At 43.1% G+C, this 15,815-nt stretch carries 11 protein-coding genes; 2 read left to right on the top strand and 9 right to left on the bottom strand.

Features of this window, described 5'->3' with window-relative positions; translation table 11 throughout:
• Positions 1 to 15 precede the first annotated feature (15 nt).
• From OS173_RS12655 to OS173_RS12645, 3 genes are all read right to left on the bottom strand, one after another.
• A complete protein-coding gene (locus OS173_RS12655; protein ID WP_267184657.1) occupies positions 16 to 1,425 on the bottom strand; it encodes a M28 family peptidase in 1,410 nt (469 codons plus the stop codon).
• Positions 1,426 to 1,502: 77 nt separating this feature from the next.
• Positions 1,503 to 4,214, bottom strand: coding sequence for a M16 family metallopeptidase (locus OS173_RS12650; protein WP_267184656.1), 2,712 nt, complete (start codon positions 4,212 to 4,214; stop codon positions 1,503 to 1,505).
• A 198-nt stretch (positions 4,215 to 4,412) separates the two neighbouring features.
• The gene (locus OS173_RS12645; protein ID WP_267184655.1) at positions 4,413 to 5,612 is read right to left on the bottom strand and encodes a Vgb family protein; all 1,200 of its coding nucleotides are present in this window, start codon (positions 5,610 to 5,612) and stop codon (positions 4,413 to 4,415) included.
• Positions 5,613 to 6,142: 530 nt separating this feature from the next.
• Between OS173_RS12645 and OS173_RS12640 the strand changes: the two genes are divergently transcribed.
• A complete protein-coding gene (locus tag OS173_RS12640) occupies positions 6,143 to 7,564 on the top strand; it encodes a delta-60 repeat domain-containing protein (RefSeq protein WP_267184654.1) in 1,422 nt (473 codons plus the stop codon).
• A gap of 66 nt (positions 7,565 to 7,630) precedes the next feature.
• On the opposite strand, the gene OS173_RS12635 is transcribed toward OS173_RS12640, so the two are convergent.
• Complete coding sequence (locus OS173_RS12635) at positions 7,631 to 8,170, bottom strand: DUF7010 family protein (protein ID WP_267184653.1); 540 nt, start codon at positions 8,168 to 8,170, stop codon at positions 7,631 to 7,633.
• A gap of 168 nt (positions 8,171 to 8,338) precedes the next feature.
• Positions 8,339 to 11,620, bottom strand: coding sequence for a S41 family peptidase (locus tag OS173_RS12630; RefSeq protein ID WP_267184652.1), 3,282 nt, complete (start codon positions 11,618 to 11,620; stop codon positions 8,339 to 8,341).
• 180 nt (positions 11,621 to 11,800) lie between these two features.
• Here OS173_RS12630 and OS173_RS12625 point away from each other — a divergent pair, with 180 nt between their 5' ends.
• Positions 11,801 to 12,100, top strand: coding sequence for a hypothetical protein (locus OS173_RS12625; protein ID WP_267184651.1), 300 nt, complete (start codon positions 11,801 to 11,803; stop codon positions 12,098 to 12,100).
• A 103-nt stretch (positions 12,101 to 12,203) separates the two neighbouring features.
• On the opposite strand, the gene OS173_RS12620 is transcribed toward OS173_RS12625, so the two are convergent.
• The 4 genes from OS173_RS12620 to OS173_RS12605 form a co-directional block, all read right to left on the bottom strand.
• Positions 12,204 to 13,364 (bottom strand): hypothetical protein, encoded by a 1,161-nt coding sequence (locus tag OS173_RS12620; RefSeq protein WP_267184650.1) that lies wholly within the window; start codon positions 13,362 to 13,364, stop codon positions 12,204 to 12,206.
• A 213-nt stretch (positions 13,365 to 13,577) separates the two neighbouring features.
• A complete protein-coding gene (locus OS173_RS12615) occupies positions 13,578 to 14,873 on the bottom strand; it encodes an N-acetylmuramoyl-L-alanine amidase (protein WP_267184649.1) in 1,296 nt (431 codons plus the stop codon).
• Positions 14,874 to 14,964: 91 nt separating this feature from the next.
• Positions 14,965 to 15,384, bottom strand: coding sequence for a tRNA (adenosine(37)-N6)-threonylcarbamoyltransferase complex ATPase subunit type 1 TsaE (gene tsaE, locus OS173_RS12610; RefSeq protein ID WP_267184648.1), 420 nt, complete (start codon positions 15,382 to 15,384; stop codon positions 14,965 to 14,967).
• 69 nt (positions 15,385 to 15,453) lie between these two features.
• Positions 15,454 to 15,582, bottom strand: coding sequence for a YjbQ family protein (locus OS173_RS12605; RefSeq protein ID WP_323373193.1), 129 nt, complete (start codon positions 15,580 to 15,582; stop codon positions 15,454 to 15,456).
• Positions 15,583 to 15,815: the final 233 nt, after the last annotated feature.

Here is a 15,815-nt window from a genome sequence, read left to right as displayed (position 1 = left end):
GATAGTCTGAATAATCTATTCAGTCTTATCGGTTAAGCCAAAACCAAAATCATGGTCTGCTTGTGCAGCTAAAGCCGTGACCACAATCCAGGCAGCGACATTTTGTGCCAGGGCTTTGGGGTCAACCTTATCCAGGGTATCGTTTGCGGTGTGGTGGTAATCAAAATAATCGGTACCATCTTGTTTCAAACCAAACACCGCCATACCGGCACGGCGCATTGGAATTAAATCAGCACCAGAACTGCCGTTATTACCGGCAAACTCAATACCCAAAGGTTTTAATAAAGTCATCATTATATCGATGGTTGGCATGGCAGATTCAGCCACTCGCGTACCCAAGGCATAAATTTCACCGGCTCCGAAATCTGATTCACCACCCAAAATATGCTGTCTTAATTCATCTTTATGGGCGTCATGATAAGCAATGGCACCGGATAAACCATACTCTTCATTGGCCCATAAGATCACTCGAATGGTCCGTTTTAGTGGCCCTAACTTATCTTTAATTAATTTCGCAGCAGCCATGGTAATGCCACAACCGGAGGCATCATCAATGGCACCGGTGCCCAAATCCCAGGAATCCAGATGACAGCCAATAACAATATATTCTTCCGGCTTTTCAGAACCTAACATATCGCCAATGACATTCTGTGAGGTGTAATCACCATCCCAATGAGACGTTAAAGTCAGCTTAACCGTAACCGGCTGTTTACGTTTTAATACATTAACCAACAAATCTGCATCCGGATTAGAAAGCGCACCCGCAGGCACTGAAGGGGTATCTTCATCATAACTGGCTGCACCGGTATGTGGGGTGCGGTTGTTATCGGTACCGATGGAACGAATTATGGCCGCAATGCCACCTTTCTCAGCCGTCACTTGCGCGGTTAAACCACGGGCGCCAACGGCTTTACCATAACCTGAGCCATCCTTATGGCGTTCCATACGCTCACTAATAAAGGTGATTTTACCGGCCACTTCAGATTTGTCGGCGGCTTGTAAATCAGCCAAAGTAGCAAAATGAACCACCTCACCATTGATGCCTTCATCCGGTGTCGGGTTTGTACGACCTAAAGCAGTTATCGTCAATTTATGCTGGTACGGACTGATGATTTCAGCAGTTTCTTGACCCCGGGTCCAGCGCTTCAGAGGGGCCGCTTCAGTGGTGATGCGATCAAACCCCAGTTCCTTAAATTTAGCCTGGGCCCACGCCACTGCTTTGGCATCTTGAGGGCTTCCGGCTAACCGCGCGCCCACTTCTGTGGTTAAAGATTCAGTGATGTCGTAAGCCAGACCATCAGTCAAAGCCGCATCACGCAGTTCTGCCACCTGTTGCAGAAATTCGTCATTAAATTTTGATTGTTGGGCATTTGCGCCCACACAAAATATCAACAAGAAAAGAGTTATTGGGGATATGTTTTTCATAGGTTTACTCATTTTTTTGATAAAAAAAGCCCGATTCATCATCGGGCTTTGTCTCAATTAATCATCATCCGTTGACTTTACTCAATTTTAGACTTATCACCGGCTTTAACGATGGATAAGCTATCGGGATTAATGTGCTTTTTAAAGGCTGCATTGACTTGCTCAACCGTTAAGCTTTCAATGGCTTGTTCTAATTTTTTCTGCCACTGCATGTCACGATCTAAATCAATATTACGTTGTAGAGTACCTGCCAATCGCGAATCTTTTGCCCGATCAAGTACATTATTTTGTAACACCGCTTGTTTGGCATCGCTGAGCTCTTGTTCGGTAAAGCCCTCATCTAAAGCCTTTTGTAACTCTTCTTTGAAACCGATTTCTACTCTGGGTAAGTTTTCCGGCGCACTGATGGCGTAGGCCACAAAAGTCGCCACCGGATCAAAGCTACCGGCATTAAAGTTTGAACCGGCACCATAACTTAAACCATCTTGTTGGCGTAATCGATTTGCCAAACGGCTGCTGATAAAACCACCGCCGAACATTTGATTGGCCATCATTAAGGCCGGATAATCCTCATGGTCATCGCTAATGGGCATGGTTAGCATCACACCAAAGGCAGCACCGGCTTTATCCGGGGTATCAATAAATTCATTGATGGCTTCGACTTCAACATATTGTCTTTCGATACGTTGATAATCATTTTTACTTGCCCAGTCACCGAATACGTTATTTAAAGCCTTCATCACAACAGCTTTATCATAATCACCGACAATCGCGATTTCACCGGCCTGTGCGCCATAGTTGGCTTGATGGAAGGCTTTTAAATCAGCCACAGTCACGGCTTCAATGGCGGCAATTTCATCATCAATCGGCATCTGGTAGCTCGGATGAGACGGCTCATAAGGGAACACGTGACGACTTAAGGTTCTAAACACTTGTGAATTTGGTTGTTGCTTTTGTTGCTCTAAACCAACAATGATTTCTCGTTTAAGAACTTGGAGCTCCTCATCATCGAACACCGGTTTTTGAAACACTTCTTCCAGTAAATCAATTACTTTAGGCAGATTTTCTTTGGTGGTGGTCACCGATGCGGTTACACCAGTGGCTCCACCATAGATGCGAACACTGGCTTTCAATTCGTCAAAAGCTGTTTTCAATTCTTGGCGGGTATAATTTTCGGTACCACGATCCAACATACCGGCGGTTAAATCACCAATCACAGACATATTACGTAAATCTTCCAAATTACCCATGTCCAAACGCACCCGCATAACAACAGATTCACCACGGGTTTTCTTCGCTAACATTGCCACCGGTGTGCCTTGATTTAATTGGGTATTCTCAGTTCGACTGTCAATATTATCAAACGAGGGATCAAAGTCTTCACCCATGGTAACCGCTTCACGGCCTTGATAATCTTTCACCATGGCTGCGATTTCATCATCGCTAAAACGCTTAATGGAGTCTGCTCGAACCGGGTCCTGAGTTGGGATAAAACGACCTAAACTCCGGTTTGATTCAATTAAGAAAGATTCTGCCGCTTTTTGTACCTGGGCTTGGTCCACCGCTTCGAGACGATCTCGGTTTAAAAACATCAAGCGCCAATCGCCCATACCAACCCAATCGCTTAAGCTTAAGGCAATGCGCTCAGATGAATTAAAAGCCAGTTCAAACTGTTTAATTAATGCGGCTTTAGCTTGATTAACTTCAGCTTCGGTAATCGGTTCTTCTGCCACATTTTCTAAGGTCGCTAATAAAGCATCCACCGCTGCTTGCAAATCTTTGTCTTTGGCCACTTGCGCCATAAAATTCACCACCCCAGGTTCAGCCCATTGAAAAGCAAAACCAAAGGCATTGGCCGCTAAATCCTTTTTCACCAAGCTTTCATGCAATCGACCTGAACTTGAATCGGCCATAATTTGGGTCATCACTTCCACCGCCGGAAACATCGGATCGACGCCAGCCGGAATATGATAAGTCGCTGCCACCACTTGCACATCACCGGGACGACGGACCGTGACAGTACGCTCACCGTCTTTGACATTATCTTCAGTGTATAAAGGCGTTAGTTCACGTTTTGGTTTTTTCAATTTACCAAAATATTTGCTGATTAATTTTAAAGTTTTGGCTTCATCGATTTTACCGGCCACAATCAGTGTGGCATTATCCGGTTGATAGTATTTTTTATAAAAAGCCTGAAGATTACTGATGTCAACATTCTCTAAATCACTGCGTGCACCAATGGTGGTTTTGCCGTAATTATGCCAATCATAAGAAATGGCCAACATGCGCTCAATCAAAACCCGAATCGGATTGTTCTCACCATTTTCTAATTCATTACGAACAACGGTCATTTCACTGTCCAAATCTTCTTTGGCAATAAATGAATTGACCATACGATCGGCTTCTAAATCCAACGCCCAATTTAAGTTTTCATCGGTGGCAGTAAATGTCTCAAAATAATTGGTGCGATCAGTCCAGGTGGTGCCATTGGGCTCAGCACCGTGATCGGTCAGCTCTTTCGGAATATTCGGGTGATTCGGCGTGCCTTTAAACACCAAATGCTCCAACAAATGCGCCATCCCGGTTTCACCATAATTTTCATGCTTAGAGCCCACATGATAAGTGACATTAACGGTGATGGTTTCCTGGGTCGGATCCGGGAATAACAGTATTTGTAAACCATTATCCATTGTATATTCGGTAATACCTTCCACCGAAGTGACTTTTTCAATGCCCTTAGGCAACTTAGCAGAAACACTCAGCGACATCGCCAGTAATGTTATTGCCATAAAAACAGATGCTTTTCTCAGCATATCAATCCTCTCAATTAAAAATGAAATATACAGTACACCAAACACCCGCATTTATAAACAGAAAATACCGCCAAGAACGCAAAATAGGCCGGAAGTCATGGCAGCTGTTAACTGATGTAGCTGTTACCCGATATTAAGACAATCTGATTAATCATTGCTTATACCATTTCTTTTTCAGTCCTCAATTTCCACCCGGATTATGCGATTGGTGCCACTTTGGTGAATCAATAAATCTCCGTCTTTGGTGGGCCGCATATGCCGCAAAATACCGGCATAGAAATCACCGGATGGGATGACCCAACTTTGAAAGGTTTCTGTGGCAGGGTCAAAACGCACCAAAGGATCTGGGCGCATTGCTGATTCGTTGTACCAAACGATGCCATTCAACACCTCAATGGCATAAGGATGAGAGCGCGGACCACTGGGTGATGGCCATTCTTTAATTTCACCATTATCCGGGTTATAACGCCCTAATCGACCTCGTCCTGAATTCACATACCAAATCATGCCATCTTCAGCGATGTCTAAGCGTCTGACTGTGGTGTCTTCATGAGGCAGCTTAATCTCCTCTAGATCCATGGTTTTTGCATCCACTTTAACCAAACAATTACTGCCATTACAAGCCACCCACAGATCCCCTGAATCAGCCACTTTTATGCCATAGGGTCGTGAACCCGCATTTGGCAACTCTTTTATTTCAATGTCGCCGGTACTTGGGTCAAGCCGACCAACACGGTTCGAATGTTGCAAGGTAAACCACAAAATACCCTGCTTATCAAAAACCCCGGTATGCGGATCACGAGCCTTTGAATCGGGCATAGCATAGACTTTAATGTCACCTGTTTCGGCATCCAAACGACCCACCGTGCCGTTCTTATTACCCATGTACCACATATTGCCTTCTTTATCAGGCGTCACCGAATGTGGCATGGCACCTGCAGGCAATGGATATTCCTTCATATCACCGGTTGTTGGGTCAATACGACCCATCAAATTACCCCATTGACCAACCCACCAAATGTTGCCATCCGGGGCTTCCACCGGATCACGAGACCGTTGACCAAGCGTCGGTACCACCCATTCCTTAAATTTAATATTGACATCACCATCAACCAAGGTCGGTGCCCGGCGTTCATTAGGTGGAAAGTTGTTTGCCAGATAATCAGCAATAAGCGCACGATTGGTTTGATCGCTTGATAAGTCAATCATGGTATCGGTCAGTGCCAACCAATGTTCACGACTGTACCCCTTGCTTTCCGTAATACGATTAACCGCATGACAACTTGTACACATTGCCTCAACCACTTTACGTCCTTCTCCTTCAGGTAAACCTGCTGCAGAACTAGAATTAAAATTGACACCAATTATAATCATCACAACAAGTAATTGAGACTTCAAGAAATTCGACATGGCAACCTACAAATTTAAAATGAATCGATAGTGATTATAAACAATAGATACCAAGGTTTCATCTTAGACAATTACTGAATCTGTCTTACTTTATCTTTACGCTGAACTAATTATTGGATTTTTTGCTTCTAAAAAATCCAATAACACAAAACCAATTTCGACCGCGCCACCCAATAGGCCACCTGCATAAACTAGCGCTTTAAATTGCACTAAAAGCCAGGCGGATAAAACCAACAGCCCCGCCAGCAGGTAATATAATCGTGTGCCCTACTGTGTATTAAAGGTTAAATAGCGACCGGCAATAATCAGCAGCATGGCCGGATAGAACCACAACTAAATTGATGACTGTCCTTAATTGACTCAAATCGGCTTTGATTAGCTGGTTTTAATAAATTTAGCTAAGTTGAACTTTGGTAAAGTTATTCGTCATTGAGCCATGCGAATCTGATACGCGGTTCACATTTTTGACAATCCGCTTCTCAAGCATATGATTTATGTATTTTTTAATTATTTATGTCGTATATAATTATAGAACTAAATTGAGGAAGGTTCTGATGAATAAATTGGCTGCTGTGCTTTTACTGTTCTCTTTAACATCTCTTGCCGAACCCGGCGATTATGATCCTAGCTTTGGTGATGGCGGGGTTAAAAAATTCAACTTCAATTCAGATCCGAGCATCTATGAAACCGGCTATGGTGTTGCATTGGGTCCTGCCGGCACATACTACTTAGGCTCTAATAACGCGGCTCCTAACGGTGATTATTTCTGGCAGCTTTCACGTCATTTGCCTGATGGTAGTTTAGACACTTCGTTCAACTTTGATGGTATCGCCACCGCTAATTTTAATACGCCAAATAACGGAGATGACGATAAGCTAAGAACAATTTATGTTCAAGAGGATGGAAAAATCTTATTACTAGGTGATATAGAAAATGGTGATAGCTCTGGGAAAGTTATTGCTATTGCCAGATTTAATACCGACGGTACTTTGGATTCCAGCTTCTCGGGAGATGGCAAAACCACCATACAAATCGGTAATGCGCCCAATTCGTACAATTTAGGTTACATGATCAAAACTGACCCATTGGGTAAAGTGCTGATTGCGGCCAATTCAAACCACTATTCACAAGGATCGACTGTTATTCGATTATTACCCAATGGCCAACTCGATAATTCATTTAACTTAACCGGGATAAAACAGCTAAATATCAACGGCCTCGATGGATCTGCTACTTTTATAGAGGCAGCCGCTGGTAATAAAATCCTGGTCACAGGGTCTGTTAATGTAGATGGCCTCAATAATTTAGACTTTTATGCGGCTCGATTAAATAATGATGGTTCATTTGATACCACTTTTAATGCCACCGGTTTTAGAATCATCCCCATTGATTTAATGCCCAACCAAGAAGATTCAGCCCTAACCGGCCTACTGACTGACAACCAACAATTATTTATTGCTGGCGCGTCTTTAAACAATGATAATCCTAGTATGTCAATTGCTGGCTTGAATCCCGACGGAAGTATGAATAACAATTTTGGTTTTAATGGCATTGCAGCAGTCTCCATGAACGATGCTGCAGCGGTTTATGATATAGCCCTCCAAGAGGATGGCAAGATGTTATTATGCGGTATTAATTATGATTCTACTAACGACTTTTATTACCCCACCTTTGTTCGCTTAAACCCTGATGGCTTCCAAGATTTTGATTTTGGCGATTTTGGGGTGGCCATTTTAGATGCCGATCCCCTATCACCTGACTTTACCGGACTGTTAACATCCTGTGTCATTGATGACAATCAGTTTTTAGTGAATTCTGGCTACATGGCAAGCCCCAACAATAACTATGACTACATTGTTTCACTTAGTCGGATTGATTTGGGTTTGGATTTGATTTTTAAAAATAGTTTTGAATAGTTTCATGCCTACATTGGGACAGTCTGGTTATTAAGATTCCGGTGTATGCGTGCCTGGCTGCTGTTTTTAAGAATGATTGTTTTTGAGTCGTAAATACATCAATAACGCAAAACCAATTTCGACCGCGCCACCCAACAGGCCACCTGCATAAACTGGTGCTTTAAATTGCACCAAAAGCCAGGCGGATAAAACAAACAGCCCCGCCAGCAGGTAATATAATCGTGTGCCATACAGTGTATTAAAGGTTAAATAGCGACCGGCAATAATCAGCAGCATGGCCGGATAAAACCAAATTTCCATATAAAAAAATACCACGATCGCAATCGGGATAGACAACAACATCCAAAAGGTATTTTCGAAGGCCAAAGGTGCTAAAGGGTTGGCTTTATCATGCTGACCGCTGCAACCAAACAATTTACACAACAGCACTGACAAAGGGAAAATCAACATGCCGCCCAGAACCAAGCCCAACATACCGGCTTTGGGGCTCACCATAAGCGCCATAAAACCCGACGTTAACCAAACTAAACCAGAAGCCAGAACACCCGGAAAACCGTCGAAATAAGCCGTCCGCATGTCTTTTTGGGCATCTTTTATTGAATCCATATGTATGTCCATAAAAATAAAGTTGTTTAATCAAGATATTCATAAAAGAATAATCGTCGAATAGCCAAATAAGTAATTAACTGACCAAGTCTCTGCCTTAATCTGCCACGATAAATTACATTAGAAAAAGACCATCCATACAGACGGCCTTTTAAAAATGCCCGAGTGTTATCTTCTGACATCCATGGCCGGCTGATCAACCGGCGGAAACCCTTTAGCTTTAAAAGGTATTATCGGTTCCTCTTTAAGCTTTTGTTGCAGTAGTTTCATGGCGGCTTCTAATTGTGCGTCTTCGCCCATAAAGGTGGCATGGGGTAAATTATCCACCTCAATATCCGGGGTGACGCCGTGGCCTTCCACCACCCAGTTTCCTTCCGTATCATAGACCGGGTATTCCGCCACCCGGGCGATACCATTGTCTGACACCCGGTTGCGGCCACTGAGCCAAACGCCGGCACCGGCGGTTTGTTTACCGATAACAGTGCCCAAATCCATGGCTTTAACACCGGCGGTAAAGGTCTCACCATCTGAATAGGTGAATTGGTCGGCCAACACCACCAAGTGGCCCGCAAAGCTTTGTTGCATATTGCCATAGGCTTCGCCACGGGTGCCCTGCCAGTACATCCAGTTACGGCGCAGCAATTTTTCCAGTATCAGACTATCGACATTACCGCCACGATTACGCCGAACATCAATAATTAATGCTGGCTTATCGTAAAGGGCATAAAACTCCCGGGTGAAGTTGGCAAAGTCACCGCCACTCATGGCATAAATATGCAAGTAGCCAATATCAGGATTCTGCTGCTCAACAGTTTTGCGTTTACTGTTAACCCAATGCTGATAACGCAGACGGTTATCATCCTGTGTGGACACCGGTTTGACCATGGTTTTGTGGGTGTTTTTGCCACGTTTCAGTTCTAACAACACTTGTTTACCGGCCTGATTACGGAGTTGCCGTCCTAAGGCGGCTAATGTCGGTGTCGCAGCACCATTGACGTTAACAATCACATCGCCGTTTTGGGCATCCACACCGGCCAAAGCCAAGGGCGAGCCTAAACTGGGTAATTCTGGGTCGTATTGATAAATTTCTTTGATACGAACACCGTCTTTATCTTCAACAAGCTGCGCACCTAACGTGGCGGCTTTCGGGCTTTCGCTGTCTTCCGGCACATCACCACCGCGCACTTGGGAGTGTAAAGCATTGAGCTCACCGGTCATTTGCCCCAAAACATCGTTCAATTCATAGCGATCAGTAATACGCGCCAATAAGGGCCGGTATTTTTGTTGGACATCTGTCCAATTCAAACCGCGCATATTGGCATCGAATAAAGAATCACGGTGCATTAACCAGGTATCGAAAAAAATCTGTCGCCATTCTTTTTGCGGATCAAGTAATAACTGCCAATTCTCTGTGACTATTTTGGCTTCACTGACCACTTTTTCATCTTTAGGAAAGGCCTCCACCGCCGGTATGATAAACAGGCTGGTGTTTTCGTTCTCAGCCTTACGCACCATCATCTTTTCACCATCTAAGCTGAGCTGAAAGTCTTCTACCTGATCGGTGAATGCTGTTGGCTTGGCGTCAAATTCCAGTTTAAGTGACTTAAGATCAGGTTTAGTGTCTGGACCAAGGGTTAAATCTTTCAAGTAAATAAATTTGTCATTGACCAATAATTTCGAATAATTACCGGCTGCCACAGGTACTTGCCATAAGCGCGATGTTAAGCCCTGCCATTCAATTTTGACTTGCTTATCTTTGGGTTTGTTTTTAGATTTATTATCCTTTTTATTTGTTTTAGCACTTATCAGTTCATTGGCCGCTTGAAAAGGAAAACGGGCGTTTTCATTCAAAGCATAGGCATAGACTTCGGTCCTGCGGTCGAACTGGCTGCCGGTGTTGCGATCACCCCAAGGATGTCCCGGGCTGCCATTAAAATTGCGATCTGACAAAAAATAGAGCCAATCACCATCGGCACTAAAGGCCGGTGAATAGGAGGCATATTTATCTGAGGTCAGAACCATCGTTCGATTATTGTTAACGTCATACAGTTGAATACGGCTGCGCTCATCGTTAATATGATTACGGGTAATGGCTAACAATTGGCTGTCATGAGACCACACCACGTCACGATAGGCATCCAAACCTATATTATCATCCAAAATAAGTCGATTCTTACCACTTGCTAAATCCAGTAAACATAATCGTCCGGCTTTATCATCATGGGCCAACCATTGGCCATCCGGTGATAAATACAAACCCCATCTGAAAATTTCACCATCATCGGTTAATTGCTTTGCCTGATCAGAACCATCAGCGGCAAAACGCCAAATTTCATGTTCACCGGTACGGTCATTGATGGCATATATCCAGCGACCATCATGGCTTAAAACGGCTTCCCGGGTTCTTGAATCTTTACCGGTATTAATTTCTGCCAAACGCAGCTGTTGACCACCGGCCACCGCCACCTGGCCCCGGGCGGTTAGTACCACTTGATCAGTTTTGCCTGCCAACTTGGCACTGGTCAGGTATTTTAACGGTTTATTGTCCCAGTGCTCACGCAGATGCGGAAAATCTGAAACCAAATTAAGTTTTAAAGTTTGGATCGATTGGTCTGCTACATTCAATAACTTAATATCAGCACCCTGCTGAAAAACAATCTTGTTATCTGAGAACTTAGCCGAACGCACTTCAAAATCAGAAAATTCAGTGAGTTGTTGCGGCTGACCACCACCTATCGGTAACGACCAAATATTATCTGTACCACTGGCATCACTGATAAAATAAACCTGATCTTGCGACACCATCGGCTGACGAATCGAACCGATATGATCTGACGCTAAAGCGACGGCTTCCTGGTCGGATCCCAGACGGTAACGCCACAGTTTACCTTGACCACCACCGCGATAGACTTTAACGTTATCCGCAGACACTTGTAAGCCAAACCGGACAAAGTAAACATATTCACCCTTATCATCCACCACGCCCTCAATGGCATCGGTCAAAGGCACTTGTTGAGACTGTAAGGTATTTGGATCAATGGTCACCAAACCCCAACTACCCGGAACCCCCATACGACCGTTGGTGCTGTATATCACTTCACCATTCGGCGTCCAGCCCTGAACAGAAACCATCGCCTGCTCATAACTCAAACGCTTCGCCACCCCGCCGTTTCGTGGAATCACATAAGCTTCCGTGGCGCCTTCATAATCCGCACTAAAAGCAATCCATTGCCCATCCGGTGAAATCGCCGCTTGTTTTTCTTCGGCCGGATGGGTGGTGAGTCGCTGGGTCTGACCTGAGCTAATATCAGCCAACCATAAATCACCCTCAGCAGTGAACACCAAGGTATCACCCTGCAATGCCGGTGAACGGAAATAGCCGGGATTGGCCACAGCTGCCACACTAAATAAAGAAAAAACCAACAGCCAAAAAGAAAAATAACGTGTCATAGAAGCACTCTTATGTATAAGGAAATGTAATATATAATGTGATTTGTATTATATAATAAAGTATTGGATTAATTTGGCACCTAAAACTTGAATAATGCTTTGAATTTTTATAATGAAGCCATTAATCTCAATCATTATTTTATCAGCTACTCGCTCTGTATCATTTACAGGAGATCAAAAATGACCCAAACCATAGACTTAATAGGTAAATTCTTAGTTATTTATGTAATGGGTGGCGATGTTAAATATCCCACTTCAATGCTGGTTAAAAATGTTGAAGAAATTGCCAATCGTACATTTATTATTGGCAAACAACCAGAAAGCATTATGGGTTTATATAACTGGTTAGGCGAAGTAGAGACTTATATCGCTTGGGAAAATGTAACTGAATTTCATATTTTCGATGATTACGAGTCTTTCCAAAAATTAGCATCCAATCATCCAAGTGGTGGTTTGTTTTCTAAGTTCAGAAAATCGTGATTCATCTACAAAGTTGGGATAAATAATCCAGATTTTGTGGCATTGCGTTGCAGATTCATCTATTCGTCTGAGTTCAAGTGGTCATCACAGCAAGTCGAAAACATTAATTAGTTTTTGTTAATTCGTCAACGTCAACATAACGCGGGCCACAATTTCTTGGGTCAACGGCTGTCTCATGCGTGTCTTTATACTTATCATATAAGTACAAGGCAGCGCGTTCTAAATTTGCGCCCTCATGATTGTCCTGGGTCATGATGGCTGAAAGCTTTGGATCAAGCATTACCATGTCATTATCACCCAGCGCATGATTTTGAACGATGCATCTTTGATAATCTTTGAAGTCTTCTAATGCAACCTGACTTTTAATGAGCGACTTGGTGTCACCTGAAATTTCATCGAATTTTTCAGCCAAACCATAACCCAACATTGTCATCAAACCTGTATCACTATTCGTAATCATTATATTAGCTATTTTTTTACATTGACTCAGGTCTTTCTGAAACTCCTGGCAAGCAAGAGACAAGGGTCTCAAGGCCGGCATATTCATATAGCTTACAGCAACATAAGTTATTAACGCATTTTGCTTCATTATAGTATCTGCATCAAATTTAGATTGATTAAGCTCCAATTGATGAATATCCATTTGATTCAATGATTTCAAAATTTCAGCGTCAACTGGATTGGCCAATATATAGTCATCAATGGCATCAACGAGCTCACGAGTAAAAGAGTTAAACATTCGGCTGTGTTTAGCTTCACTCATTTGCTGTAAAAGAATATCGATGGTGTCCAGATCCATGTCATTGAACGCCTGTTCCAACTCATCGAGGTATATATTTAAATTATCAGGATCTTGATAAAATAATTTCTGATTAAATCTTTCAACATCACATTGTTCGTGCTTATCTAACCCTTTGCATATTGACCTGGCAGTCAGCAGGGTTGATGTGGAAGCAATCGGACTGTCTATGGCTTTATTGAGTATCGCTAATTTAATTGTTGAGTCCAAAATTGGCGTTTCAATTTCAAAACTCAACTCATCAGCGGAAATCGAATTAAGATGACTCAGTGCGATTAAATTGATATTGACATCATTATGTTTAAGTAATTGCTTAGATAAATCAATAAGCCAGTAAACTTCTTTCTCTAAGGCTTCATCATTGGCTGTAAAATCATCCTCGACGCCACTACTTTTATGACACGTTTCTATGGCCATTGAAGGACACATGCCTAAAACAAGAAAAATTACCGCAATTACTTTCATCAATCAGGCTCCAAAATAATTAGTTTAGCATAATCAAAATTGATTAAACTGTGCCAAAACTCATAATTTACGGACTGCAAACAACATGTGCGAGTTTAGCTTTGGACATAATTGAATAACTGTATTCTATTAACAACTTATATTTCGGCTTATATTTAAATTCATTGAAGAGATTTAAAGGAATGTTTGTTCAGTCAATCAGAATTAACACAATCACTGCGGCAAAAACAACACTTCGCCGACCATGACTGAGTTATTGCTTTTATTGTTGATGGACTTAATGGTGTCGATACTGGTGCCGTTGGTGCTGGCGATGCCGCTGAGGGTGTCACCGGATTGTACCACGTGTTTTTTGGCTTTGGCCTGGGCAGCTATCCAGGTTCGTGGCGGTGGGCTTTGATAGAAATAGTTTTGGATGCCGGTGGCAATTTGGGTGGTGAGTTTATCGATATGTGCCGGATTTTTGAGGTTTTTCTCATCATCGGGGTTACTGATGTAGCCGGTTTCAATCAGCATCGAAGGTACATCCGGCGATTTCAAAACAATAAAGGCCGCTTGACCGAAACCGCGACCGTGTAATTTAACTTTGTTTTTTAAAGCACTGTAAACCGCTTGGCCCGCTTTGTGACTTTCTTCCATGGCCGCATTTTGTGACAGGTCGTAAAGCACTTGTGACAGCATGTCGCGTTTGTCCTCAATTTTAACACCACCAATGGAATCGGCCTGGTTTTCAGAATCTGCCAACCACTTAGCAGCCTCTGAACTGGCACCGCGTTGCGATAAGACATAAACACTGGCACCATTAACCGATGAACTGTGAAAAGCATCGGCATGAATTGAGACAAATAGATCAGCACGTTGATCACGGGCTTTTTTAAAGCGATCGCGTAACTTAATATAATAGTCACCATCGCGGATAATCATCGCCTTCATGCCTTCTTGGGCATTGATTTTTTTGGCCAGAGCTTTAGCAATGTTTAAGGTGACATCTTTTTCATAGGTGCCGGATGCGCCAATGGCACCGGGATCTTCACCGCCATGACCGGCATCAATGGCCACCAGGACGTCACGGTTTTCAGGCACCACTTGGGCCACAGTTTTTTGTTCCTGGGTCTGTTTATGGTTGAGATCAACCACCAAACGATGGCCATATTTGCCGGTGGGTTTCAGCAGAAAGCTTTTCGGTTTAAAGTCTTTTTCCAAATCCAGTACCAAACGAACCCGCTCCTTGTTTTCGCTATAACGAATGCCTTTAATGTCACGATTTTTAGGCAGGTTTAAATTGGTTTTTAAACGGCCGGCTGCAACATCAATCACCACCCTTGGCGGATTGTCTAATTCAAATAGTTTATAGTCGGCCTGGGCACTGATATCGAAGACTGCTCGGGTATGATCGGGTCCGCTCCAGACGCGCACACTTTCGATATCGGCTTTTTGAGCGCCGGCCACAGTGGCCAACATCAAAGCAGATATACAAGTTAATCGCTGTAAAAAAGACATCGCATTCATGAAACAACTCAATAATCGACTAAAGTTTAATAATAAAACCAAACAATATCAAGTGCTTTTTGACTAAAATCAAGGAGATACACTGTATAACTTATGTGATTGTTAAGGTTCTTTGGCTGTTTTTCCAGTCGAAATCTAAGCGCCAGTTCGGCTTGGGCAATATACCTTCACCCTTAGACGGCCACTCAACCAGAACAATATGCTGCCCATTTAAAATCCATTCGATGTCCAAAAAATACAGCTCCTCAGGATCGCTGAGACGGTATAAATCCATGTGTATAAAGGACTTTTTATCAACCTGATAATGGTTATACAGGGCATAGGTAGGGCTTTTTACCGGCTCAGTAACGCCGGCAGCTTGCAACAAAAGCTGACAAAAGGTGGTTTTACCGGCACCCAAATCACCGCTTAAAAACACCACATCACCGGCTGATAATTGATTCAGAAACTGGCCACTCAGCTGTGCCAGATCAGCCAAGTCACCAATGTTATAAATGCGCTCTTTGGTCATTAAACTATTAAAAGCCCTCAGAAAGTCGTTATTATCGCCAAATGAACCAACCGGAACAAGCCCGCTTATTTATGATTGTACTGTCAGCACCAAACGCCGATGATGCCCACGGTCACGGTGTTCACAGAGATAAATACCTTGCCAGGTGCCTAAATTTAAACGCCCTTTGGTGACAGGGATAGTCAGCTGGCAACCCATCAGCGAAGATTTAATATGAGCCGGCAATGGGTTATAAAAACAAAACATTGTGAATAAAAATATGAACAGATCATTTGAGGCCTTATTCTACTTTAGTCGAACCTGAAGAATTCACTTCAGCACCAATGAACTTGGTGAATAAATTAGACATTGGCGGGTATTTGTAGTGAATTTATTCAAGGCCCAATAAAAAGCCTTCAACAACTTAGCAAAGTTGAAGGCAGCGGCTGCTA

It is taken from the genome of Marinicella gelatinilytica (assembly GCF_026410405.1).
GTDB lineage: Bacteria > Pseudomonadota > Gammaproteobacteria > Xanthomonadales > Marinicellaceae > Marinicella > Marinicella gelatinilytica.
The sequence above is the reverse complement of the archived record's forward strand: the minus strand, read 5'-3'. Positions and strand labels throughout refer to the sequence as shown.